Source organism: Salmonella sp. 741265050_HSA (assembly GCF_046569445.1).
In the GTDB taxonomy this organism is placed as follows: domain Bacteria; phylum Pseudomonadota; class Gammaproteobacteria; order Enterobacterales; family Enterobacteriaceae; genus Salmonella; species Salmonella enterica.
The window spans coordinates 181046-205632 of sequence record NZ_JBKFSV010000003.1; the positions used below are offsets into that span (position 1 = coordinate 181046).

Consider the following 24587-nt stretch of genomic DNA (forward strand, 5'->3'; position numbering starts at 1 on the left):
AACCTCCATTTTACAATGCTTGCGTTTTTGTCTTCCATTCATCAATAAGTGCGTTAATGGCGTTATCAGAAATCGTCCGGCAGTCTTGTGGAAGTTCATCAAGATGATGCTTAATGACGCCTACTGCCGTTTCAACAAATTGTTCAGGTGAAAATTCTGCGATCTGATCGCCGCAACTCATGATAAAGCGCTGTTCCTGATGATATTTAAGATTAAAAGTGCCAGGCCAGTTCTCCATAAGCAACACCATCAGTTTTTGGTGATCTTTTTTCGCATTAACTGGCAGTGTTAAAAAAAGTTGCCCCTCCGGCTTATCGAAATCCCTCAGCCACTCATCCAGGACGGTTAAAAGCGTTTCGGGATGGTCGACCGCAGCTGAAAATAACTCGCGGGCATAAATCTGTATTTTTTCCATCCACTTCCAGGCCATTGTCTGATTATCAGTAAGATAAGCGGCGACCTGCTGTAACGCGTCTATCATTCCCTGCTCGTAACCTTCCTGATAGGCGTACATCCGCAAGGTCTTTGCCTCTTCTTCCGCCTCTCGCAAAATACGCTTAGCCCGTTGATGCGCCTGCTGTTCTAATCTTTCAATAGAGAAATAACGTTCCAGCGTTTTACGCTTTATCAGTATCCCCTCAACAGGCGAAAGCGGGGACGGAATTGGGATATTTTTGAGCATATTGTAAGGCCAGTAGCAAAATTGACATTTCTACAGCATCCTGCTTCGATGCCTCCTCAATAAATGGAGGAAAAAGCAAAGGAAAACGCTGTGCTAAAGATTCAGGTAAAAATTCATTCAGGGCATTTAACTGTGCATACCCGACGCTAAGTAAAAACCGGTGATTCGGCGCCTTATTGCAGACAGATAAACTTGTTCCCTGATGCATTGCCAAAAATGCTTGCGCCCAATCCGGCAGGCCAAGCAAGGCTCCCTGCCTTGCCAGATCGGCTCTCAGTTTATGGCAACCGAGTAAATACGCTACTTGCGGCAGTCGGCGCCACTGACGCAGCCACAGCTGCGTCAGTGAGTTTTGAATACACTCCTTTTCTCCGTTCTTAAGCCGCCATGCCGCCAGTATTAACTCATTTGCCGCCGCCCTGGCGGCGGGTCTGACAATCATTTCCGGCGCTATCTGCAACCGCTGAGGATGGATATACGATAACGGATCAAAAATGATTCTTTGCCAGATAATGGGTAATGGCTGCCTATTCATTTGACGATTTCGCCTTATCATCAGCCGTTATGCCTTTCTTATTGCGGGCATAATGGTTTTTGTAATACCAGACGCCAAAGCCTGCTGACATCACGGATAACAAAATAATCAACACAATCCAACTGGTTGCAAAAGAATTACGTTTTACTGGTGTGCCGGGAGCCTGTAATTGGGCATCAGAACGTTCTGACAACACAACAGAAATGTTGTCATAATCCACATCGGCAAAACTATTCTTTAAGAAACGCTTGATATCGCTGATCTGATGCGCAAGCGGCGAACCTCGTTCATATACGGCTAATGCCGACAGATGAACAGGTTTTGGCGGACGGCCATTTTCACCAGCATCAATATCATAACTAATATGGACCCTGGCGGAGAGCACGCCCTCCATCGTCTGTAATGACTGTTCCAGTCGCTGTTCAATAGCCGAATATAACCTGGCCTTTTCAGCTCGCGGAGACGATACCAGCGAATCCGCCGGGAACATCTGCGCTATTTCCACCCGTGGCCGGGGAGGAAGCTGATAAGTTTTAATCCAGTACACCGCAGCGGTAAAATCAGGCTCAGCAACGGTAATGCTATAGCCCAATTTTCCGCTATCAATTTTATTCGCCTCTATATTGTGCATTTGCAGAACGGCAATGACCTCATTAGCCTGTTCCTGGTCCAGTCCTTTTAAAAGGTCCTTATCCTTACAGCCGGCAAGGGTCATTACCAGCAGAAAAGTATATAGATATCGACGAATCATGAGCGTAATAGCGTTTCAACAGCCCCGACTCCTTTACGAGTAAGGGTACTGACCATAGAAACATACAGGTTATAATCTGAAATCATCTCTTGCGAAATAGCCAGCTCTTTAGGATCCGTCACCAGATTAGGGTCCTCAATCCTGTTGGTAATCGTCTGTTTATCCACAGCCGTGGCAATCGCCGAACCAGAAAAAGCCTGGAGTAGCCGGTCATCCAGCGAGACAATGTCCGTCTCCATAGACCTGATATTGACCGCCTGCCCTATCACGGCATTCTCAGGGACAATAGTTGCAATCGACATAATCCACCTTATAACTGATTAACGGAAGTTCTGAATAATGGCAGCATCAATATCCTTAAAGACTTTTACCGTGTTCGATTGCGCGTTACGGTACAAGTTATATTCCGAGAGCTTACTCTGATACGCCGCCAGTAGCGCCGGATCGGAGGGTTTTGCTGCTAATTTATCCAGCGCCTCTGTTACCTGCGTTTGTAGATTATCAACGCCTGTATCAAATTTTGCTGAAACTTCATCCAGATAGCCTGACCAAGGTGTTGGCATAATGACTTCCTTATTTGCGTTAAATTAAAGTGGGCTTGGGAAATACCAATGGCCTGGGCTCATTTTGATATAACCTTCCGCCCCGTACTGAAATGAGCGCCCCTTGAGCCAGTCATCTTTTAATTCGATCGCAAACTGCACATAGCGTCCTCCCCATGTGCGGTAATAGCTATCGACAAATTGACGGGCTCTGAGTATTTCTACATCATCGAGCGCCCCCTGAATAACAAACGTTACGCCCCCCTTATGATTCCTGCGGGAATAAGGTAACGCCTGCTGTTTTAGCCCCGCTTCCGCCTGGCCTGCTGCGGTAACATCGTCCATCAACGTGATGTTGACCGAATCCGCGTAGGGCATTAGCGCTCTCAGCTTTTGACTTAACACCTCGAGCTCTTTCTTGCTCATCGTGTTTCGCTGGCGGCTTAGCCAGAAAACGGGTTTACGCGGCTCATCGAAATGAAGCCGATAATAAGCCAGCTGCGGATAATAGGTATCCAGCCAGGTAGAGATACGCTTATTTTCTTCGTTTTCGTTAATCACTCGCGCATTTTTATCATAATCGCCCCTCGCTAAAACCTGACGAGCCCACAGCGTATCTCTTTCATTTTGCGCAGCGACATAGAGCATTTTGTCCCGTCCTGGCAACACCTGAAAGCGCTCCTTCTCCTGCCCCAATAACGAATCGAGCTCTGCGGCCTGCCGCTGCGGCGAGTTAAGTATCCATAACGTCCCCACCGTCCCAATTCCCAATATAAAAAACCCGGCCAGTGCTGCTACAATTCCGTTTTTAAAACGCGGCTCGTTCTTTTTTGCAGACGTTTCTAACTTCTCAGGCTGCTCGGGCACCCACGGCTCGCTTTCCGGGCGAATCAGGATAAGCAATTCACCGACCTGTATTGGCGTATTTAATTGCACCGAACGAGATTCAGAATTTCCTTCTTTCAGCTCATGGAGTATAATTTCGGTCGCATCCGTATCCACCTGGATTTCAAAATTTACTCCGCCATGGTCCAGCGGGATAAAAAAGCTATCGGCAGGTATATCAGGGAGTTGGCCTGAAGCAGTGAGCGCATCACTCTGACCTACCACAAAGAGTGTTCGGCCTGTCAGCAATGGAAACTCACAGCCGTTCAGTGAGCTGTTAAGTAATCGAACTATGTATGGCCCTGGGCTTGTTATTGTCTTCTCTTTTGATGTTTCCATATATACTGTTAGCGATGTCTGTCGTTCTCGATAGCAGCAGATTACCGCACAGGACACAGGGATTCCTGATGAAAATAGAATGAAAAGTGAGAAATAAAATCAATTTATTCTGTATAATGCGTCTCAACACATATTAAAAGAACCATCATCCCCATTGGGGCTTAAACTACTGTAGATAAATTACCCAAATTTGGGTTCTTTTGGTGTAACAATCAGACCATTGCCAACACACGCTAATAAAGAGCATTTACAACTCAGATTTTTTCAGTAGGATACCAGTAAGGAACATTAAAATAACATCAACAAAGGGATAATATGGAAAATGTAACCTTTGTAAGTAATAGTCATCAGCGTCCTGCCGCAGATAACTTACAGAAATTAAAATCACTTTTGACAAATACCCGGCAGCAAATTAAAAGTCAGACTCAGCAGGTTACCATCAAAAATCTTTATGTAAGCAGTTTCACTTTAGTTTGCTTTCGGAGCGGTAAACTGACGATTAGCAATAATCACGATACGATTTACTGTGACGAACCTGGGATGTTGGTGCTCAAAAAAGAGCAGGTAGTTAACGTGACGCTTGAAGAGGTCAATGGCCACATGGATTTCGATATACTCGAGATACCGACGCAACGACTTGGCGCTCTCTATGCACTTATCCCAAACGAGCAGCAAACCAAAATGGCGGTACCCACAGAGAAAGCGCAGAAGATCTTCTATACGCCTGACTTTCCTGCCAGAAGAGAGGTATTTGAACATCTGAGAACGGCGTTCTCCTGTACGAAGGATACAAGCAAAGGTTGCAGTAACTGTAACAACAAAAGTTGTATTGAAAATGAAGAGTTAATTCCTTATTTTCTGCTGTTCCTGCTTACTGCTTTTCTCCGACTCCCGGAGAGTTATGAGATCATCCTTAGCTCGGCTCAGATAACGTTAAAGGAGCGCGTTTACAACATTATATCTTCGTCACCCAGTAGACAGTGGAAGCTTACGGATGTTGCCGATCATATATTTATGAGTACGTCAACGCTCAAACGGAAACTTGCAGAAGAAGGTACCAGCTTTAGCGACATCTACTTATCGGCAAGAATGAATCAGGCAGCAAAACTTTTACGCATAGGCAACCATAATGTTAATGCTGTAGCATTAAAATGTGGTTATGACAGCACGTCCTACTTCATTCAATGTTTCAAAAAATATTTTAAAACTACGCCATCGACATTCATAAAAATGGCGAACCATTAACATTTTTTGTATCTGTCACTCAAGTAAAGATTTTTATTAAAATTGTAATAATTTAAAATTCAGACTGCGCATTAACACGCTCTATCAGGATGGGAGGCTATTCAATATCATTGTTCTGTCCGGAAGACAGCTTATACTGATATCTCTGGTAATTTAAAGTAAGGCTGATTATATAACACGATTTTTGTGAACCTGTCATCGCTATGATGACTGGTAAACCGATATTGCCTTATTCACAGCGTAAGAATCCGTCCACTCCTTCCGGCTTTAACCCTGTGGATTAAGGCCGGCATTTTATTCATATTTATACATCATCCGTTCTCACTGAGAACTATTTGCCTGAACGGTCTACACCGAAACAGTCACGCTTGTTAGCTTTCTGCCAGGCATACCTCTTCTCTTCCTCCTGATATCGATATAATGCCTGGGGGCCAGCCTGAGGATGATACTGCTCATAACCCCCCTGCCTTTTTGACGCTATAGCTGAAGGGAGTAAAGAAAAGACGATATCATTATTTTGCAAAAAAATATAAAAATAAGCGCACCATTAAAAACAGTCTTTCATTTATATTTTGACACCTAAGACAAATTACACTCTTAAACTTTCAACGAATGGTCATTTAGTGGAAATCTTCGAGAAAAATGGTTCTGATGGTGTAATTATCAGACCATTAACCATGAAGATATAATAAGCAGCATTTACACTCAAAAAAAATGCAGTAAGATAGCTACAAAACTAATCTCTATTGCAATGAGGCCAAGTTAAATATGTAAATATTTAGATGCCCGGCGCTGACTCTCTGCACCAGGATATACGACGGCGTCCATTCGATAATCACGGTTAGTTATAACAATATTATTACCAACATGTCAGTTATTTAAAGCACAGGCATAAGCTAAATAATCAAATGTTAAAAATATATAAACCCGAGCCCGTACAATATGAAATTAAGCTCATAATAAAAGCTCAACCTGACCGTTAGTACTAACAGCAGAATTACTGAAACCGTAGATTCTATCCTAACGACTTGTATTAGCTATTATAACTTTTCACCCTGTAAGAGAATACACTATTATCATGCCACATTTTAATCCTGTTCCTGTATCGAATAAAAAATTCGTCTTTGATGATTTCATACTCAACATGGACGGCTCCCTGCTACGCTCAGAAAAGAAAGTCAATATTCCGCCAAAAGAATATGCCGTTCTGGTCATCCTGCTCGAAGCCGCCGGCGAGATTGTGAGTAAAAACACCTTACTGGACCAGGTATGGGGCGACGCGGAAGTTAACGAAGAATCTCTTACCCGCTGTATTTATGCCTTACGACGTATTCTGTCGGAAGATAAAGAGCATCGTTACATTGAAACACTGTACGGACAGGGCTATCGGTTTAATCGTCCGGTCGTAGTGGTGTCTCCGCCAGCGCCGCTACCTACGACTCATACATTGGCGATACTTCCTTTTCAGATGCAGGATCAGGTTCAATCCGAGAGTCTGCATTACTCTATCGTGAAGGGATTATCGCAGTATGCGCCCTTTGGCCTGAGCGTGCTGCCGGTGACCATTACGAAGAACTGCCGTAGTGTTAAGGATATTCTTGAGCTCATGGATCAATTACGCCCCGATTATTATATCTCCGGGCAGATGATACCCGATGGTAATGATAATATTGTACAGATCGAGATAGTTCGGGTTAAAGGTTATCACCTGCTGCACCAGGAAAGCATTAAGTTGATAGAACACCAACCCGCTTCTCTCTTGCAAAACAAAATTGCGAATCTTTTGCTCAGATGTATTCCCGGGCTTCGCTGGGACACAAAGCAGATTAGCGAGCTAAATTCAATTGACAGTACTATGGTTTACTTACGCGGTAAGCATGAGTTAAATCAATATACCCCCTATAGCTTACAGCAAGCGCTTAAATTGCTGACTCAATGCGTTAACATGTCGCCAAACAGCATTGCGCCTTACTGTGCGCTGGCAGAATGCTACCTCAGCATGGCGCAAATGGGGATTTTTGATAAACAAAACGCCATGATCAAAGCTAAAGAACATGCGATTAAGGCGACAGAGCTGGACCACAATAATCCACAAGCTTTAGGATTACTGGGACTAATTAATACGATTCATTCAGAATACATCGTCGGGAGTTTGCTATTCAAACAAGCTAACTTACTTTCGCCCATTTCTGCAGATATTAAATATTATTATGGCTGGAATCTTTTCATGGCTGGTCAGTTGGAGGAGGCCTTACAAACGATTAATGAGTGTTTAAAATTGGATCCAACGCGTGCAGCCGCAGGGATCACTAAGCTGTGGATTACCTATTATCATACCGGTATTGATGATGCTATACGTTTAGGCGATGAATTACGCTCACAACACCTGCAGGATAATCCAATATTATTAAGTATGCAGGTTATGTTTCTTTCGCTTAAAGGTAAACATGAACTGGCACGAAAATTAACTAAAGAAATATCCACGCAGGAAATAACAGGACTTATTGCTGTTAATCTTCTTTATGCTGAATACTGTCAGAATAGCGAACGTGCCTTACCGACGATAAGAGAATTTCTGGAAAGTGAACAGCGGATAGATAATAATCCGGGATTATTACCGTTAGTGCTGGTTGCCCACGGCGAAGCTATTGCCGAGAAAATGTGGAATAAATTTAAAAACGAAGACAATATTTGGTTCAAAAGATGGAAACAGGATCCCCGCTTGATTAAATTACGGTAAAATCTGAGAGAGGAGATATGAATTATTTTTTTATCATCGTAATCTGGTTGCTTAGCATAAATACGGCATGGGCTGATTGCTGGCTTCAGGCTGAAAAAATGTTCAATATTGAATCCGAACTACTTTACGCTATCGCCCAGCAGGAATCGGCGATGAAACCTGGCGCCATTGGTCATAACCGAGATGGTTCAACCGATCTTGGCCTGATGCAAATTAACAGCTTCCATATGAAAAGGCTGAAAAAAATGGGGATTAGTGAAAAACAGTTGTTACAGGACCCCTGCATTTCTGTCATTGTGGGCGCCTCCATTTTATCAGATATGATGAAAATCTACGGTTATAGCTGGGAGGCCGTTGGCGCTTATAATGCCGGGACGTCGCCGAAACGATCGGATATAAGGAAACGTTATGCTAAAAAAATTTGGGAGAATTACAGAAAATTAAAAGGAATGTCAGCAGAAGAGAAAAACAAAAGACTTTCTATCGCGGCAAACAAATAATTATACAGAAATAGCTTACTTTCAGATAGTTCTAAAAGTAAGCTATGTTTTTATCAGCTTGCCGTCGTCATAAGCAACTGGGCTTGCATTGCTTTTAGTTGTACAAACTGTGAGGCGTCTTCCAGCATTCTATTGTTCCGTGAATTCCGGAAATCTGCACGTACCTGCTCCAGATTACTATGAGGATTATCCTTAAGTACAAGGGCCGCCGCCATCGTTCCGGTTCTCCCCACTCCGCCCAGACAATGAATCATCGGTAAATGCTTATCTGATGAACTACGCCCCGGCGCGCCATTTTGGTTACTATTTTTCACCCTATCCGCCAGGTATTCTAACTGATCCGTAGACGGTAACGGCTGGTGATCTGGCCAATTTTTCACATGCAATACCGGGATTGTATACCGCTTTTCCCCGCAGGACAGTTGCATATTGTATTGGTCTATCGCTTCTCCCTGACTGGCTGAGCTCACTTTTTGGCTGTTGGTATGCACCTCGCCAAAGGTGTAGCTCCCTCTGAAATAGGGTGGTAATTGTTTTGCCTGCATCTGATCTTCCGACGTTAACACCACCAGGCATGAGCATTCTTTTTCAAGAAGCATTTTCATATGCGCTTCCAGCGCATCCGGCGTATTTTTTGGGTACGAACCGGCTAATGCCACAGGCTTACCGTCAAAAGTTAACGTATTCACTGGCACAGGCATTCCATCGCTCAGTTTCACCTGGGTTTGCTGATTAATTGGAATGCTGCTGACCGCAAACCGTGCCAGGCCCAGTGTCGGTCCGCTCATCGTCTGTGGCATTGGCGCGCCGGCTTCTATTTTCTCAAGTTCAGCTGTAACATTTTTCAGTTCTTTAGCAATAACGTGAATTTTTTTTACAGCCTGGGTTAATTCATGAGTAGAGGCTTTATCAATCCACCTCTCAACCTCTCCCCCACAGGTTCCCCATTGTGAGAACCGGGCTACACCTACCTGAATATTTGTTAACGTTGTAACATAATCATTAAGTTGTTTAGCCTCTGGAATTTTATTTAAATTCTGTAAATTCGTCATTAATGAACGTAGCGGGCCGTTACCTGAAGCCATCTCCTGGAAGTTTTCTCGCAGGCTATTTCCATCCATTTGTTCCAGTTGCGGTAATGTTCGTTTAAGTCCCTTTAGCGCGATATCGAGTAAAGGTTGCTTACTTTCTGCTCCAATATCGTTATTTTTTTCTGCCACTTTTGTATCGCCGCCTTTTATGACTAAAGCGGCATTCCGGACACCAACATTATCCTTGCTCTTAATAAGGTTTATAAACCCTTCGTCAGCAGCTTTTACACACTCCGTGATCTGCACTGCTAAACGTTGGGTAAGGGGTTTGTTCATATTTATACGGGACATTAACAGTGCGTCATTAACCGCTGTTTCCCCATATTTTTCCGTTAGTGCCTGGAGAAATGTCTGTAAAATCTTTTGATCCTGTACTCTGATATTTTCCGTATGTTTTTGCACCACTTCAGTGTTTTTAAATAACGGCATTTTTCCAAGCCAGGTTAATACTTTTGACGAAAATTTTTCAGGCGCAACATATGCCTTATCAGTATTTTCCTTAGCAATATAAAGTCGGGCATCATTCGACACACCAACTTTTGAAAACGAAGACAACGTTAAATTATTCAATTTTCTCTCCTCATACTTTAGCATATTCCTGCAGTATGTTTTTGAGCGCTTCCTGCTGATTCACAAATGACTCAAGCTGCGATATAATATGGTAAGTATTTGTCAGATCGGTAATTGCATGTATAAGCAACAACGTCTCTGCGGCATCAATGTACGCTAACGTACCTTCATTATTCGCAGCCAGTTCACCATTAATCACCATAATCTGCCGCCAGATAGAATCGCCACAAACAGGCGATAACGGTATAATCATACCGTTCAATAACCAGATATCATCTTTAGCTTCAATAGACGTAAAAATATCGCTATCGAGTAGTAATAAGCACTGATTGTTGTCGTCAAAAGTGAGCGGTAAACCCAATTTCTCACCAATATTAGCGATAATATCCTGGTGTGCTTGCAATTTACTTTCCTCTTGAATTATATCTTTTATAAGATTGCTTCTTCAAATTTAATCTGGTTACACAATGTCTTGATACTTTTTCGCGCCCATCGCCGGGCGCAATATTTCTCTCCTTTAATCCAGTAGAATAGCCATTCACTACGCATCGGAACACATATCAGCAGTTCCTTCGGATCATTTTCAACATGACGTAACTTGCCTTTAATAACAAAACGCGGACTGTCAGCAATATCATCATATATTGCAGCCATACCTGAACCGGGTACTACATGTGTGATGATTTTCATAACAATTAATCTTATTCAATTGTTGTCAAGCGAGAGAAAAATACTACACCCTGGACTCAAGACTTTTTTTAACAACACGGCATATATCCGCAAAGGTCGTCATATCAGGAAGATCGTTTTCATTGCAACTAATGTCAAACTCCTCACTAAGACCAAATACAATATCAATTAAATCCAATGAGTCAGCGTAAAGATCCTCAACCAGATGGGTCTGACCATTGATACTATCAACATCAACGGCAATACAGGAGGTGATCACTTTTTTGACTCTTGCTTCAATATCCATATTCATCGCATCTTTCCCGGTTAATTAACGCTGCATGTGCAAGCCATCAACGGTAGTAATAACCCGATCCACGCCAGGTTTATTCAGGTATGACTCGTAAGCCGGGCCAGCTCGCCAGCTACCGTCTCCGATAAGTCCGTCCAGCACATTACTTAACACATAGTCAGTTTCCCCTTTTAGCCTGGTCAGCCCCGCCTCTCTGGCAAACTGCAGTGCAATCTCAGCCAGTTTTTCTTTTTGTGGATGATGAGTAATGACCTCTTTAAGCGTATCCATTTTCGCTTTCAATTCTGGGTGCTTGTCAATATCGCTACATTGCGCTTTCAACGCTGCACTCTTTATCGTGTCATTGGGTAATATTTCCGCACGCAAGCCGTCAAACGCTCTGCGTACAGGAAACGGTGTGGAGGTATCCGGCTCCAGCGCTTTACGTATCACACCCAAAAACGCCTCACGGGCGTTGAAATGCATTGAATGCATATTCGTAACGCTCGGTACCGTTGAGAGGAAACTATTTTGCTTAAACTTCAAACCAGAAAATGGGCCAGTCTTATCTGTCTGGCTATTATCATTATCGGTCGTACCGGCTTTATTACCTGTAATTACCGTCGAGTCTGATTGTAAGGTATCGATTTTAACATTCTCGACGCCAGCCAGTTGACTGGCAAGCGGCTTCACATTCACAATCTCTGCCGTCTGGCTTTGCTGTTTATTATCATCAACGCCTTGCACCGTGGCCTGTACCGGCTTGCCGATAATGTTCTTGCTGGTTACGCCATCAACTTCATCAAAAGAGGGTGTTTCACCCGTAGTGCCCTTTTCTGACGTGACCACCTTTCCATTTTTACTTTCGGAAGAAGCGTTGGTCACAGCCTCTGCCGTCGCATGAGCCGTGATGTCAATTTTACCTGCGATGCCATGGTCAATTGCCCCTGTGCTGGCGCTGTGTGCCGTCTCCGTTTGATGCGTAGTCGAATCCACACGCGAATGACTATGGCTTACGTTACTGCTGTTAGTCGAATGGTGTGACTCGCCATGGCGTTGGCTGTTATCAATAAATGTTCGGCTATTATCAATCGTCTTCCGGCTATTATCATGGTTGCTATTATCGATATGGCGCTGGCTATTATCGACATGGCTTCGGCTATTGTTAATATGCTTACTGTTATCCACGCTATGGTTACTGCTATCAATATTAATATTGATATTAATACCCGTAGGTTCTGCTTTTTTCCCACCATCAGGTACTGGTCCAGCCGCAGGTTCCGGAATTTTAGGGTCAGGCAGTTTATCTGCAGGAATTTGTGCAAAAACATTACGTAGCAGCAGGGGTATCAACGTTTGCATTTCAAGGTGCCGGGCTTCCCGTCCTACGCTGGTACCCTGCTCTTGCGTTAATTTTTGGTGGCACATATCAAGCGCCTCAACCGCCTTCGCCGCCGCTTTGTCAACAAGGTGCGTAAGATTGCTGCGGGTTAACGGATCTAACGTACAGCCAAAGTTATGTTCAATGCAGCTGGCAATATAGGGCATCACCTCCTGCATAACAAGATTCGTCGATAATTTACTTAATTCACCGCCAGTGTTATTTTTGATGATATCTAACAGCTGCTTTTCCAGGTTTTCCAGCTTCGCTTCCGCTTTCTTTGTTTCTGGCAGCCATGGCCCAAAAGCTGACTTTTCTTTCAGGCCATCTTTTATGATTTGCGCGGTATACTCTGCCCCCACCTTCATCAGTAGCGTCTTCGCCTCAGGAGAATCACTGGTGGCGTTGAGCGCTGAACGAAAGAGCCCGGCAAACTCCATTATCGCTTTCTTACCGGCGACATTATTTGAATTGGTAAAAACTTCTTTTAACGCCTCAGCGTCTTTCCCGCATTTAAACAATGCATCCAGACTCGCCTGTTTGATCAGCGCGGGAAAATCTTCCAGTTGCGGGCCTTTAATTTCCCCTGACAGCGTCGTTGTGGCACTTTCTCTGACTGCGGAAAGATTCGCCGCAAGATTCGTGGCCTGCGTTTTGATCTCGGTCTGCATACCTGGCATTATGACGGGGGGCTGAGTCCTTACACTTGTAACCATTATTAATATCCTCTTCTGTTATCCTTGCAGGAAGCTTTTGGCGGTTTCCAGGCTGCTACTTATCGTACTGCTCAGCACTTTTACCAGGTTGTCGTACAATGAATTGGCATTGCTATATTTTTGCGTCAGCGTCTGTAATGTGGTTTTCATATTTTCTTCCTGCGCTTTAAAACCCGACTGCCAGGCTTGATATTTGGCGTTATCCATTTCGAGTTTTGAGTCTTTTCCCGGCGCGCCTAAACCATCAATATCCTGAACCATTTTTTGTAATGGCGTCAGATCAACGGTGACGACATAACCGGATCCATAAGATTTCAGGCAGCTATTCGGTAAATTCAATTCACTGAGCCACTGTCTCGCTTCCGCTTCAGTGGCTACTTTAACGCCGCTGCCTGACTGCGCTGGAAATAAAACGGTATTACTGTTTATTTGATTATATTTATTGACTAAACTGTTTAAATCATTTTTGAGTGAGGTAACATCTAGCTTAACGGTATTACCGTCCTTACCTGGTAATAACCAGCCTCCCATTTTGGAAAGAATATCACTGAAGGCCTGATAAAAATCGGTATAGACTGCGACAACGTTTTCATAAACGCCCAGATAGCTGTCACCTATCGCCGATATATTTTGGGAAACCATATCCCAAATCTCAGCATCAGAAATGGTTGTTCTCGGCTGCGCCATAGGCGAAGCGCTAAATAAGGCCGACGTCGGCGCAGAAAACGCGCTCCGCAGGTTCTCATTTTGTTCTGCGGATAATGACACGCCAGACTTCGCCAGCGCATTCAGGCTACTGGTCAACTGTTGGCGCGCCAGCGTGCGCTCGTCATTATTCTCTTCAGAGATCGGTGGCGTTGACTGCAGCGTCTGCTGTGCCTGCTGGATTTTAGTAGCCGCCTGCGATAATGAAATGATATCTGTACCGCGATGTTCTGTGGTAGACGGTACCACGGCAGTCTCGACGTGCTCGCTCGCCGAGGGAGTCTGCGGCCGCTCGGCAACGATCCCCGGATGAGGAGAAGCGGAATAATTTTGAATATTAAGCATAATATCCCCAGTTCGCCATCAGGAGCGCGATTAAATCACACCCATGATGGCGTATAGATGACCTTTCAGATTAAGCGCGAATATTGCCTGCGATAGCAGCGAGTGCGGATGCTTTCGACTGGTTAATGCTCTCCATTGTTTTCAGCATTTCCTGAATCAGGCTGGTCGATTTACGTGAACTTTCACGGGCTTCGTCCGATGCGGTGCTTGCAACCCGGTTATTCACCTGGCTAATTTGCTGCTCGGAACGTTCCTGAGTAGCGGCGTACTGCCCGGACGCCCCTGCAATACCACCGACCGTGACCGAGTTCTTCATAATCAGATCGCCCGTCATCTGCATCTTGCGCGCATCGATTCGGGTCATATCCATAGTATTCTGCTCAAGACGAATATCGGATTCGACAGACTCAAGACGTTTCGACAGAATAGCCTGATGTTCAGGGGAGATTTGTTTATTACTGTCTTTAATACCCAGACTTTCCGTGGCGCTGGTTCCGGCATTAGATTTAAGCGTCGCATCATTAAGATTTTTCGTCGCATCAGTGCCGGTTTTCTTCATATTTAACGATTTCAGAGAATCGACGCCTTCAGCACCGAGTTTGACGCTATTCTGCCCGTTCAGCACGTTTTTAATACTGTGGCTTTCAGTGGTCAGTTTATCGATCTTCGCGGCATTATGTTTAAGCGCGCCTCTTTCATTCTGCAGCCCCTTATATTCCAGTTTGGCGCCCACGCCAGTGATCCCCAACTGAAGCGCGCTCTGGGAAATACTACCGGACAACGCATTCATCCCTTCGCGCATCATGGAGCTTGCCGTCGTTTTAGCTGCATCAAAGCTGACTAATGACAACTTACCAGACAGTTTGCTATCAGCCTGGTTCAACGTCAGCATTAACGTATTCGCGGCAGCCAACAGCGCAACGGCACTGGAAGACATTCCGCTAATATCAAAAAACTTTCCGACTTCTGCCTGCTGCTCGCGTAACTGGGTTTGCACAACCTCATTCGCTTTAGTCGTGACATTATTTGCCAGGGCATTCAAATCCTGATTCATGTCGGTATTTTGAATACTGGCTTTTAAAAAGGACGTGATCGTTCCGGGGGTTTGCGTTAATACCCCTGGCGCAGGCGCGCTCAGTGTAGGACTCAACCCCAGGTCACTTACTTTACTGCTGCTAATACCAATACTATTCAGAATATCTTTAGCGCTAACGGATTGCGAAGCTGTCTGTGAACTATTCTCAACAGAATGATTATTTAAATAAGCGGCGGGATTTATTCCCACATTACTAATTAACATATTTTTCTCCCTTTATTTTGGCAGTTTTTATGCGCGACTCTGGCGCAGAATAAAACGCGAAGCATCCGCATTTTGCTGTACCGCAGAAGACATGGCTTTTTGCAGTTCCGCCGTTACCTTCTGGTTTTCACCAAATATTTCTACGGATTGTTTAAGCCACTGCTGAATCTGATCCATGGCAAAACGGGCGAGCATAAAATCAGCAAGCGCCTCGCTGGCATTTTTAATAAATACGCCCTCGGCAACACCACCGGCTGACTGGGCTGCGGTATTCGTGACTTCCATGCCCAACGCCACTTTATTTAGGGTATTACCTACCAGCTCTTTACTTAAGGCATTCGTTTGCAGGCCCATCTTGCTACCCACATTACCCAGACCGCTAGTAATACGTTGCATCCCCTGGGTAAAGAGTTTGCTGCCGTTTTGTGCCAACTGTTTCAGCACGTTAGGCACCAACTTCTTAATCGTTTCGCCCATCATTTTGCTCAGCGCGTTACCCAGTTTCGCCGCCGCGCCTTTCCCGACAACTGCGACCACCACAATGACCGCTACCATGGCAATAGCGGCGACAATCGCACCAACAATGCTGCCGGCCATCTCTGCCGTTTTCTTATCGACGCCTAATCCTTCCAGCGCTTTGGTAATCGCCTTGCCAATCAGCTCCATTAACGGCTTCAGCACATGCTCCATAATCGGGTTCAGCGCCTGCTGAATAAACGACACCCCCGTCGCCGCCTTCACAATTTCATCGGCAACCATTACCGCAAGTCCCACCGCAGCCAGCGCCAGACTCGCCCCACCGGTAAAAACAGCGGCCACAACGCTAACAATGGTTAGCAACGCGCCGAGGACTTTCCCGATACATCCCATAATGCGGTTCGTTTCCTCGGCTTTGCGCGTCTCTTCCTGGAATTCAGCCGATTTCTTTTCCATCTCCGCCTGACGCCCTTCCTGCAAGGCGTTGAAAAGCGCAAGATCGTTTTGCAGGCTTTCTTCCGTATTTTTGCCCACAATCTCAATAAACATGGCCATGAGCATTGTGAGGCGGGCGACATTTGACAGATTATCCTGCTCCCCCTGGGAAACCTGATTCTGAGAGGCGGCATTAGCCGTTCCCTGGAATTTGGTCAGAATGTTATCCGCTTTCTCGGCTTTCGCTTTGGCGTCTGTGCCTGCTTTAACCGTCGCATCCGTGGCCTTATCTAATGCCTCTTTCGCCTCTGTCGCTTCTTTTCCGGCCTGTTCTACCGCGGCTTCAGCTTGTGCATAGCCGGGGTCAGCCGGGTCCAGCGATTGCAATTTATTTTGCGCCTGCGTCAGTTTTTTGGCCGCAGCGTCATAAACACTCTTGGCGGTATCCGTCTTTTTGATGCTGGCTTCATAGAGATCCGTCGCCTCCTGAGCCTCTCCCAGAGCCGTCTGGAATTCTTTCGATACCTGAATCCCCATCTCTTTTTGTGACTCAATCATCGCCTGCCATACCGCCAGACGAGACTCCAGTTGAGACAGCGAAACATCGCCCAGTAGGGTCATTAACTTGCCAAGCAGTAATGTCAATTGCCCTTCGCTGGAGAGTTTTTCCCGGGCGGCGTCCGTAGGCGGCTTCAGACCCACCGTATTAATAGCGCTCTCGCCGGACTTTGTTCCGGCTTTAAGGTCGCCCGCTTTCGTTGCCACCACATCTTTAAAAGCTTTATCCGCCGCTTTTAAAAAGTCCGTGTTCTTACGAACGCCTTCAAAAGCCGCCTCAGCGAGGCGCGGATTTTGGGTATATCCGCTACGGCTAATGCTACTTGCGTCATTTACCATAATTATTCCTTTTCTTGTTCACTGTGCTGCTCTGTCTCCGCCGTTTTTAGCGCCTCCAGATAGACCAACGCTTTTGCCCGCAGAGACTCATCTTCAGTACGTTCATTGACAAGTTCAAAACACTGTCTGGCTTTTGCTGCCTTACGCATTAATAATTGACATTGCCCGGTAAAAAAGACGGGGCGATAATCATTTTTAAGTAACGTAAACGCTACTGCATAAAGGTCACATGCTTTCTGAAATTGTTTTTTCAGTTGGCATACCGCCGCCAGTCCCATGGTGTAATCGGGATTGTAAAAATCATAAATGCATAAGAAACGAAAGAACGTCTCAGCTTCATCCAGTCGTCCCTGGTTATAAAACTCATAAGCATGAGCATATAAACCGTCCATCATATCTTGAGGGATCCCATGAACGTCTTTTAGCGTGGCGCCTTCACTAACGGCATCCCAAATCATTTCCGCAACACGTTCTTCGCTGACATTATTTTGATAATCCATTACTTACTCCTGTTATCTGTCACCGACTTTGTAGAACTTAACGACTGCGTTTATCTGATGCAGTTATTAAACCCTGACGGTGGTTAGTGAACATTCAAAAAACGCCCAATGAATACATCGCTACTGCTTTACGCGGCTCAATGTCGTACTTCATTTTCTTGTGGCTGAATAACGTCTTTGCCCGCGTTTTCTACTTCTTCCAGCCAAACCAGAAGACGTAAAACTTCATCAATTTCTTCCAGACTCACCAGATCATAACGGCGATGGGTTTTGAAAAGACTGCGCGCCAGTTTGATATCGACGATCACAGGTACGCCAACCTTCTCCGCATAGGCGCGGACGGCCAGTGCGCGCTGATTCGTTTCATACACCGAGATCATCGGAATCGGCATCAGTTCGGGTTTAAAATAAATCCCGATCGTAATATGCGTGGGGTTGGCAACAATCAGGCGTGAGTTTTCAATATCGGATTTCACCTGTTCAGACAGAATTTCCATATGAACTTCACGTCTTTTAGATTTAACCTCTGGGTTCCCTTCCTGCTCCTTCATTTCACGCTTCACTTCTTCCTTATCCATTTTCATATCTTTCATGGTCAGGAAATATTCCGCAATAGCATCCAATAATAAGACAATCAATGCGCAAGCAAGGCAAGTTAATACCAACGCGAGAAGAAGCTCACGCCAAATGACGGCAATACCTACAATATTGCCATTTAGCTGAGAAAAGATTTCAACCTTATATTTCTTCCAGCAAATGATGGCGGCCACCACAAAGGATGAGAGATACAGTAGGGTTTTGACCGTATCTTTAACCGTTCGCATACTAAAAAGTTTTTTCGCCCCTTCTACCGGGTTTAACGCCGATAAATTAGGTTTTAATGCTTCTGTCGCCAGCACAAAACCGGCCTGTAATAACGCCGGTAATGCGGAACACACTAAGCAGAGCAGCATAAATGGAATCAGATATTTTAACCCTATCCCAAAAACGGCCAAACTGTAGTCAGCCATGCTCTGATCAAAATTATCCGCAATAATGATCTTAATTATCCCCATAAACTCATTAAATGAGCCATACGACACCAGATAGGCAATTCCTCCCAGCGTCAGGCAGGCGATAATGAGATCTTTACTTTTAAATGACTGGCCTTTTTTAGCGGAGTCTTCCAGCCGTTTTTTAGTCGGTTTTTCTGTTTTATTCGAGGACATGCGTCGCCCCTCGCTCGTAAAACCAACTGCTTAATCCTGTGGCCTGGAAAGAGAGTCGCAGTACATTGTCCGGTAGTACCGGAGAGAAATAAAGCAGCATAATTAAAACGGCAATACCGCTTTTTACCGTCAGTGAAATCGCAAAGGCGTTCATTTGCGGAGCAAAGCGCGACAATAAACCCAGGAATACTTCTGACAGCAACAGCACTAATACCACCGGACTGGCCAGAACCAACGCGTTTTGAGCCACCTGATTAATAAACGTTAATAGCGGCGGTAATGAAGGCGTGCACTCGTTCATCGGATCGCATAGCTGATAGCTTTTATTTAACACGTCAACCATCGTGACCAGACCGCCGTTTTGTAAATAAACGACAGCGGCAAACATATTCAGGAAATTAGCCATTTCCGAGGTATCAATGCCGTTTGCCGGATCGATACTGCTACTTAGCGTTGCCCCTCGCTGGTTATCGATAATACAACCCAGCGCATGCATAACCCAAAAAGGCCATGACAACAGACAGCCCAGCATGACGCCTACCGCCGCTTCTTGCAGAACTAACGGGATCATCGCCACCGATAAAAACGGCGGCGCCTCGTTCAATGCATGCGGCCATACTCCCAATGCCACCAGGATGATAATGGCGTTTCTCGGCGCGCCGCTTAATACCCCGCTATTCAAAAACGGCAGGAAGAAAAAAATCGGCGCCACGCGAGCAAACCCTAGCGCCGCAGACGCAACCAGGTGATGAATTTCAAAGTACAACGCGTAAAACATTTTTTACCCCTTAGCCAACGCCAGGAATATCACCTGACGCCCGTAAGAGAGTAAAACTTCGCCATACCAGCCAGAGAGTAAAAACAAGCACAAACACACGCCAAGTAATTTAATGCCAAAAGGCAGCGTCTGTTCCTGTAATTGCGTTACCGTCTGGAATAACCCTACCAGGAGGCCGATAATCGTTGCGACAATCGTCGGCCACCCTGACAGGATCAAAACAAGATAGAGCGCCTTATTACCTGCAAACACTAAATCATCCATTTAACTATCCCGTCTCGTAATGATGTCATGTTGCAATGTCCATATACTGTAATATCAATCCCTTAGACAGTAAGGTCCAGCCATCAAGCGCGACAAAAAGCACCAGCTTAATAGGTGTAGATATCGTCACCGGACTCATCATCATCATCCCCAGCGCCAGTAGCACGCTGGATACCACCAGGTCGACGACGACAAAGGGCAAATAGAGATAAAAACCAATTTTAAACGCGCTTTTTATTTCGCTCAGCGCATAAGCAGGTAATAACGCAAATATTGATGGTTTTTCAATTTCATCTTTGTCACGCTTTACCGTCTCGGTCTCTTCTCCATACTGACGCTTCAGTTGCGCGTTTTCAAAAAACTGGACTAACTCGCGATCTGAATATTTGATCAGATAATCGCGATAACCATCCAGACCTTCATCAACGTGTTTACTTAATGACGAAATATCATTAAAGGTGACATCTTCGTCCTCAAAATAGACGTAGGCATCATGCATTATGGGCCACATAACAAACATAGAAAGCAGCAATGCGACGCCGTTAAGCGTCATATTTGAAGGTATCTGCTGCAATCCCAGGGCGTTACGCACCATGACAAATACAATAGAAAATTTAACGAAACAGGTTCCTGATGCAATAATAAATGGCAACAGGGTGGAAAATGCCAGTAAGGCAATTAATGAGATATCATTCCCCATTACCAGACTCGCTCAGCCATTCATGGATCTCAACGCCTAAGGTGTCATTCATCTGTACCAGTTCGCCATTACCCAGCAAAACACCATTCGCCATAATTTCAACGTTAAGTTCAGCATTGGTCGGCAGTGATAATAGCTGTTGCTGCCCCATGGCTTCGAGTTCGGCGAGGGTAACGTTCTTACGATACAAAACAAATTCCAGTTTGACGGGCAATTGATTCAAGCCAGGCAGAGTTTCTGCAGTTTCAGTTGTATTATTTTCTTCTTCGATATGTTGAATATCTAACGTTTCCACAATAATTCCCCCTTCAATACGGTTGAAATGACCTAACTTTTTCGCGTAGCAATAAACTTCCGCACGGGAAGTACGAATCAGGAGTACATCTCCGATCCCGATTCGGCCCAGCAACGAACGCTGCGTATCACTGCTACCGATTACAAAGCGCAACGGCCAACGCAGCATTTTCGGCCTGCCGCCCCCGACTGCAGGCAGTTCAGGAAGATGCTCAAACCACAGGCCGCCCCGATCGCTCATAATGTGCAACAATTTCCCTTCCGGCAGCGCGCTTCCCGGCACGGGGTTCTCTACGCATAAACGCCGACAGGACAAATGCGGCACGGGCAACTCAAACGGTCGCTCTGTTGCAGCAAGCCAGGGAACGACCAGGTGCTCAGCACCGGCAGAAACCGCCGCCCCCGCCAGAGCGGGAGAGACATGCTCAAGCCAGTCCCCAGGTTTAATCCAGGCCGACCACCGTTTTTCTGCATCGCTCAACCGAACCCACATTCCCTGTCGCGTCGGATATTCCAGCGTAGCTTCCTGGCCATGGCGCTGGCATTCTGTCGCGGTTTGCGCCAATAGCCATTCGCGACGATCAATCTGTCTCACACGCAATGACATCAGGCGTCATCCTCCTCGCCAGATTGCTGTCTGTGCTGTTGCTGCTGCGGATTTTGTTGATCGTCTCGCGTCAGGTGCCAGCGCTGGGGATTACCGTTTTGCCATTGATCATGCAAACGATGTTCAACCTGCGTATTTGACGGTATTAACGAAAACTCCCCTGCTTGCCGCGCCTGAATATTGACGGAATAGTCATTTCCCCAGCGCTGAAAACGGTAAGTCAGCGAGCTATCCTCTCCTTTCACGCCATCGGCAGTGGGAAAAATAGTCATCATCGGCTTTGATTGCGCCGCTAAAGGCATTTTTTCATCGCCGCCGGTTAATTGGCTAAGATCGGCGATAGTGGTTGGTTGCAGCGGAAGCTGAGAAACATCTTTAACCTTTTTATGATCTTTATCGTCAGGCTTACCGGTATTGGCTGCGGCCATTCGGACAGGTGCGACATCCCGCGCCAGCGGCGCGCCCTCTTTACGAACGCCTTCGCCCGCGATGGCTTTATTATCCCCAGGCAATGCCTTGATATTATCGTCAGAGATTCCCGTGGCGTTATCGGTTACTTCACTAACGGATTCCACAGCTTTTAAATCAGCAGATAATTTTTTACCGCTTACGCTTTCTAACGGCCTATTTTTAGACGATAGCAACGCTGCGGATTTATCTACTTTGGCCTCCGCAGAAATCAAACCGACAGATTTTTCAGCAGTGACTTTCAACAGTTTTTCAGCAATCCTGAGTTCGCCTTTTCCGTTATGATGCAGACCAGAAACGTTGCCATTGTGATGTTCTGATTTCGCTGGCGCGCCATGTCGCCATGCCGCCAGTAATACCGGTAAAGCCGTTTCTTTATGCATTACGAAAGCATCACCATAGTCGCGATCTTTTTTATCACCGGAATATTCTGTCTTATGTTTTTCCACCGCTTTTTTTAATGCTTCTGATAAACCGCCAACCTCATCCTGCTGCGGCAGTAAAATGTTCCCGGATGAACTGACAGCTGACACATCGCCCATTAAATTATCTCCTCTGACTCGGCCTCTTCCTGCTGTATCTCTCGCTGGATATAGTGTCTTTTCTGACGGATTATCCAGCGTTGATAGTTCCCTTCTTTGCGCAACCAATATTTACTTTTTTTCTGAAACTCTTCCCTTTTCTTTTCCAGCTCGCTCCGTTTTTCCTGAATTTGTATAATCTGGAGTTCTAAATCTTTTATCTGCCGGCGAACAATAGACTGCTTACGTAATAACGTATAAATTTCCTCACGACTGAGCTGTCTGTTTTCTGCACGCAGCGTATCTAATAACAATTTCAGACCCGCTATTTGTTCAAGGATCGCCTCCTCCTCGGCCTGCAGCCCGCGGTCCTCATCCTGATAGCGAAGTAATATCGACTCACACTGTGAATGAAATACCGTACAGCGCCGCTGCAATACTTTAATTCTGGTCAGCGAATGCATTCATACCGCTCAACGTGTCATCAAAGGATGAATACTGCGCTACCGGCTGGCATAACCAGGCTTTCAGGCTATCCCGCATCTGCATCGCCCGATCGTTATCGATATTTTCGCCAGGACGATATTCTCCCAAGTCAATGAAAAGCTGGAGCTCTTCCAGACGCGTCATTAATTTACGCACGGCAGATGCCTGTTCAGCATGTGTCGGCGTCGTGACTTGTCCAAAAACGCGGCTTACGCTTTTCAGTACATCGATTGCCGGGTAATGTCCCTGCCCGGCCAGCTTTCTGCTCAGATACAGGTGACCGTCAAGGATAGAGCGAATTTCATCCGCCATCGGGTCCGCCTCTTCCTCGCTTTCCAGCAGTACCGTATAAAAGGCAGTAATGCTTCCCTCGCTGGTCGCCCCGGGGCGTTCCAGCAAGCGGGGCAAATTATCGAATACGGAGGCGGGATAACCTCGACGGGCCGGACGCTCGCCCGACGCCAGTGCCACGTCTCGCAAAGCACGCGCATAACGGGTCATGGAATCGATAAAAAGCACGACCCGTTTTCCCTGGTCGCGAAAATATTCCGCTACGGTTGTCGCCAGTTGCGCCGCATTGCAGCGATCGACCGAGGGGAAATCGGAAGTGGCAAAAACCAGCACGCATTTTTCTTTCTTATGCGAAGCGCGCAACATATCCACGAATTCAGTGACCTCGCGGCCTCGTTCACCGATAAGACCGATAACAAAGACATCCGCCTCCGTTTGCTCGATCAGCATATGCATCAGCATGGTCTTACCGCATCCTGCGGAGGCAAAAATGCCCATTCGCTGGCCTACGCCACAGGTCAATAACCCGTCAATCGCGCGCACACCGGTAATCAGCGGTTCACGGACGCCAACACGCGAAGCGTAAGAAGGCGGTGCGACATCAATAACGCGTTCTTCGCTAATTGGCGCCACTTCAGGGGTAAAACGCTCAACGATTTTCCCCGTCGGATCCAACACCGCGCCTAATACCGAGTATCCCACCCACGCCGATAACGCACGTCCAGTGGGATAAAGCACGACATCGCGGCTCAGCCCCTGGGCATTGCCGATAAGGCTTAGCACGGTGCGTTCCCGCTGTAAGCCAACCACCTGCGCACGTGCAACAACCTGTTTTTGGTGCCAGCCACGGCGTATTTCACACAGTTCGCCAATGGCCACATCGCGCAATTCCGCCTCAATAATTGGGCCGGTTATTTTTTGTGGGTAGGCCAGATATTGCAGTAAACGAGGTGTTTTCATCTCATTAGCGACCGACTAAAAACTTCCAGATAGTTGTAAAACCCATTCAAGGCAGTAGAGAACTTTTCACCGTCAGATAAAAAATCCGGATGCACTAAGGCTTTAAGCGTTAGCTCCCCATTCTGCTCCCCCAGTAGTAATTGCCCGCCGCGGGCAAAATGGCATCCTTCCATTATGGTCATTAAGATTTCATAAGCCCGCTGTTGTAATACCACCATACTGTCAGCACCCAATTGCGCCCAGATCCATACATCATCGTCCTTGACGCTGATACAGATACTTGGCAATGCAAATAAATCCAGAACAATTGTTGAATGGCTATCTATTCCTCCGATGAGTGAAGGATCGCAACCACTTACTTCCAGTGCGGAACGAACTAATTCAGCGATATCCAAATGTTGCATAGATCTTTT

Annotated in this window: 27 protein-coding genes; 3 read left to right on the forward strand and 24 right to left on the reverse strand. The window is 45.9% G+C overall.

The window, feature by feature from the left end:
- Positions 1 to 10 precede the first annotated feature (10 nt).
- The 6 genes from orgB to prgH are packed head-to-tail and all read right to left on the reverse strand — an operon-like array spanning position 11 to position 3734.
- The gene (orgB, locus tag ACLD4F_RS09195) at positions 11 to 682 is read right to left on the reverse strand and encodes a type III secretion system linker protein OrgB (RefSeq protein WP_000916655.1); all 672 of its coding nucleotides are present in this window, start codon (positions 680 to 682) and stop codon (positions 11 to 13) included.
- On the reverse strand, positions 639 to 1238 hold the full coding sequence (orgA, locus tag ACLD4F_RS09200) for an oxygen-regulated invasion protein OrgA (RefSeq protein WP_001591231.1): 600 nt from the start codon (positions 1236 to 1238) through the stop codon (positions 639 to 641). The genes orgB and orgA overlap by 44 nt, the downstream gene beginning before the upstream one ends.
- A complete protein-coding gene (prgK, locus tag ACLD4F_RS09205; RefSeq protein WP_000621238.1) occupies positions 1210 to 1968 on the reverse strand; it encodes a type III secretion system inner membrane ring lipoprotein PrgK in 759 nt (252 codons plus the stop codon). The genes orgA and prgK overlap by 29 nt, the downstream gene beginning before the upstream one ends.
- Entirely contained in the window at positions 1965 to 2270 is a 306-nt protein-coding gene (gene prgJ, locus ACLD4F_RS09210) for a type III secretion system inner rod protein PrgJ (protein ID WP_000020431.1), read from the reverse strand. Before prgJ ends, prgK begins: the two co-directional genes overlap by 4 nt.
- 18 nt (positions 2271 to 2288) lie before the next feature.
- Positions 2289 to 2531 (reverse strand): type III secretion system needle filament protein PrgI, encoded by a 243-nt coding sequence (gene prgI, locus ACLD4F_RS09215; RefSeq protein ID WP_001143113.1) that lies wholly within the window; start codon positions 2529 to 2531, stop codon positions 2289 to 2291.
- Positions 2532 to 2555: 24 nt separating this feature from the next.
- A complete protein-coding gene (gene prgH, locus ACLD4F_RS09220) occupies positions 2556 to 3734 on the reverse strand; it encodes a type III secretion system inner membrane ring protein PrgH (RefSeq protein ID WP_000450196.1) in 1179 nt (392 codons plus the stop codon).
- A gap of 315 nt (positions 3735 to 4049) precedes the next feature.
- On the opposite strand from prgH, the gene hilD reads away from it, so the two are divergent.
- From hilD to iagB, 3 genes are all read left to right on the forward strand, one after another.
- Positions 4050 to 4979, forward strand: a complete 930-nt coding sequence (hilD, locus tag ACLD4F_RS09225) for a transcriptional regulator HilD (protein WP_079943976.1) — start codon at positions 4050 to 4052, stop codon at positions 4977 to 4979.
- Between the two features lie 1078 nt (positions 4980 to 6057).
- Entirely contained in the window at positions 6058 to 7719 is a 1662-nt protein-coding gene (gene hilA, locus ACLD4F_RS09230; protein WP_001728894.1) for a transcriptional regulator HilA, read from the forward strand.
- Positions 7720 to 7736: 17 nt separating this feature from the next.
- The gene (iagB, locus tag ACLD4F_RS09235) at positions 7737 to 8219 is read left to right on the forward strand and encodes an SPI-1 type III secretion system invasion protein IagB (protein ID WP_023227557.1); all 483 of its coding nucleotides are present in this window, start codon (positions 7737 to 7739) and stop codon (positions 8217 to 8219) included.
- Positions 8220 to 8272: 53 nt separating this feature from the next.
- Here iagB and sptP read toward each other — a convergent pair whose 3' ends face one another.
- The 18 genes from sptP to spaK all read right to left on the reverse strand — a co-directional run bounded on the left by sptP (position 8273) and on the right by spaK (position 24578).
- Positions 8273 to 9904 carry an SPI-1 type III secretion system effector GTPase-activating protein SptP gene (gene sptP / locus ACLD4F_RS09240; protein WP_411010800.1) on the reverse strand — a complete coding sequence of 544 codons (1632 nt, stop codon included), beginning with the start codon at positions 9902 to 9904 and terminating at the stop codon, positions 8273 to 8275.
- On the reverse strand, positions 9891 to 10283 hold the full coding sequence (sicP, locus tag ACLD4F_RS09245) for a chaperone SicP (protein ID WP_001147852.1): 393 nt from the start codon (positions 10281 to 10283) through the stop codon (positions 9891 to 9893). The genes sptP and sicP overlap by 14 nt, the downstream gene beginning before the upstream one ends.
- Before the next feature lie 26 nt (positions 10284 to 10309).
- Entirely contained in the window at positions 10310 to 10570 is a 261-nt protein-coding gene (locus ACLD4F_RS09250) for a hypothetical protein (RefSeq protein ID WP_000692251.1), read from the reverse strand.
- A gap of 43 nt (positions 10571 to 10613) precedes the next feature.
- On the reverse strand, positions 10614 to 10862 hold the full coding sequence (locus ACLD4F_RS09255) for an acyl carrier protein (protein ID WP_001055579.1): 249 nt from the start codon (positions 10860 to 10862) through the stop codon (positions 10614 to 10616).
- A gap of 18 nt (positions 10863 to 10880) precedes the next feature.
- Positions 10881 to 12938: an SPI-1 type III secretion system effector SipA gene (gene sipA, locus ACLD4F_RS09260; RefSeq protein WP_079965491.1), complete on the reverse strand. Its 2058-nt coding sequence runs from the start codon at positions 12936 to 12938 to the stop codon at positions 10881 to 10883.
- A gap of 18 nt (positions 12939 to 12956) precedes the next feature.
- Complete coding sequence (gene sipD / locus ACLD4F_RS09265; RefSeq protein ID WP_000932249.1) at positions 12957 to 13988, reverse strand: SPI-1 type III secretion system needle tip complex protein SipD; 1032 nt, start codon at positions 13986 to 13988, stop codon at positions 12957 to 12959.
- Between the two features lie 70 nt (positions 13989 to 14058).
- A complete protein-coding gene (sipC, locus tag ACLD4F_RS09270; RefSeq protein WP_000909019.1) occupies positions 14059 to 15288 on the reverse strand; it encodes an SPI-1 type III secretion system needle tip complex protein SipC in 1230 nt (409 codons plus the stop codon).
- Positions 15289 to 15315: 27 nt separating this feature from the next.
- Positions 15316 to 17097 carry an SPI-1 type III secretion system needle tip complex protein SipB gene (sipB, locus tag ACLD4F_RS09275; RefSeq protein WP_000245782.1) on the reverse strand — a complete coding sequence of 594 codons (1782 nt, stop codon included), beginning with the start codon at positions 17095 to 17097 and terminating at the stop codon, positions 15316 to 15318.
- A gap of 2 nt (positions 17098 to 17099) precedes the next feature.
- A complete protein-coding gene (sicA, locus tag ACLD4F_RS09280; RefSeq protein ID WP_000386309.1) occupies positions 17100 to 17597 on the reverse strand; it encodes a SycD/LcrH family type III secretion system chaperone SicA in 498 nt (165 codons plus the stop codon).
- Positions 17598 to 17734: 137 nt separating this feature from the next.
- Complete coding sequence (gene spaS / locus ACLD4F_RS09285) at positions 17735 to 18805, reverse strand: SPI-1 type III secretion system export apparatus protein SpaS (RefSeq protein WP_000097719.1); 1071 nt, start codon at positions 18803 to 18805, stop codon at positions 17735 to 17737.
- Positions 18792 to 19583 (reverse strand): SPI-1 type III secretion system export apparatus protein SpaR, encoded by a 792-nt coding sequence (spaR, locus tag ACLD4F_RS09290; protein ID WP_000498965.1) that lies wholly within the window; start codon positions 19581 to 19583, stop codon positions 18792 to 18794. The genes spaS and spaR overlap by 14 nt, the downstream gene beginning before the upstream one ends.
- A gap of 3 nt (positions 19584 to 19586) precedes the next feature.
- Positions 19587 to 19847: an SPI-1 type III secretion system export apparatus protein SpaQ gene (gene spaQ / locus ACLD4F_RS09295; protein WP_000342503.1), complete on the reverse strand. Its 261-nt coding sequence runs from the start codon at positions 19845 to 19847 to the stop codon at positions 19587 to 19589.
- Between the two features lie 25 nt (positions 19848 to 19872).
- On the reverse strand, positions 19873 to 20547 hold the full coding sequence (gene spaP / locus ACLD4F_RS09300; RefSeq protein WP_000526016.1) for an SPI-1 type III secretion system export apparatus protein SpaP: 675 nt from the start codon (positions 20545 to 20547) through the stop codon (positions 19873 to 19875).
- A complete protein-coding gene (spaO, locus tag ACLD4F_RS09305; RefSeq protein ID WP_175268183.1) occupies positions 20537 to 21448 on the reverse strand; it encodes an SPI-1 type III secretion system protein SpaO in 912 nt (303 codons plus the stop codon). Before spaO ends, spaP begins: the two co-directional genes overlap by 11 nt.
- On the reverse strand, positions 21448 to 22458 hold the full coding sequence (gene spaN / locus ACLD4F_RS09310; protein WP_058331191.1) for an SPI-1 type III secretion system protein SpaN: 1011 nt from the start codon (positions 22456 to 22458) through the stop codon (positions 21448 to 21450). The genes spaO and spaN overlap by 1 nt, the downstream gene beginning before the upstream one ends.
- Positions 22458 to 22901 carry an SPI-1 type III secretion system protein SpaM gene (spaM, locus tag ACLD4F_RS09315; RefSeq protein ID WP_000555884.1) on the reverse strand — a complete coding sequence of 148 codons (444 nt, stop codon included), beginning with the start codon at positions 22899 to 22901 and terminating at the stop codon, positions 22458 to 22460. Before spaM ends, spaN begins: the two co-directional genes overlap by 1 nt.
- Positions 22879 to 24174 (reverse strand): SctN family type III secretion system ATPase InvC, encoded by a 1296-nt coding sequence (gene invC / locus ACLD4F_RS09320; protein WP_000856766.1) that lies wholly within the window; start codon positions 24172 to 24174, stop codon positions 22879 to 22881. Before invC ends, spaM begins: the two co-directional genes overlap by 23 nt.
- On the reverse strand, positions 24171 to 24578 hold the full coding sequence (spaK, locus tag ACLD4F_RS09325; protein ID WP_001164066.1) for an SPI-1 type III secretion system chaperone SpaK: 408 nt from the start codon (positions 24576 to 24578) through the stop codon (positions 24171 to 24173). Before spaK ends, invC begins: the two co-directional genes overlap by 4 nt.
- Between the last annotated feature and the right edge of the window lie 9 nt (positions 24579 to 24587).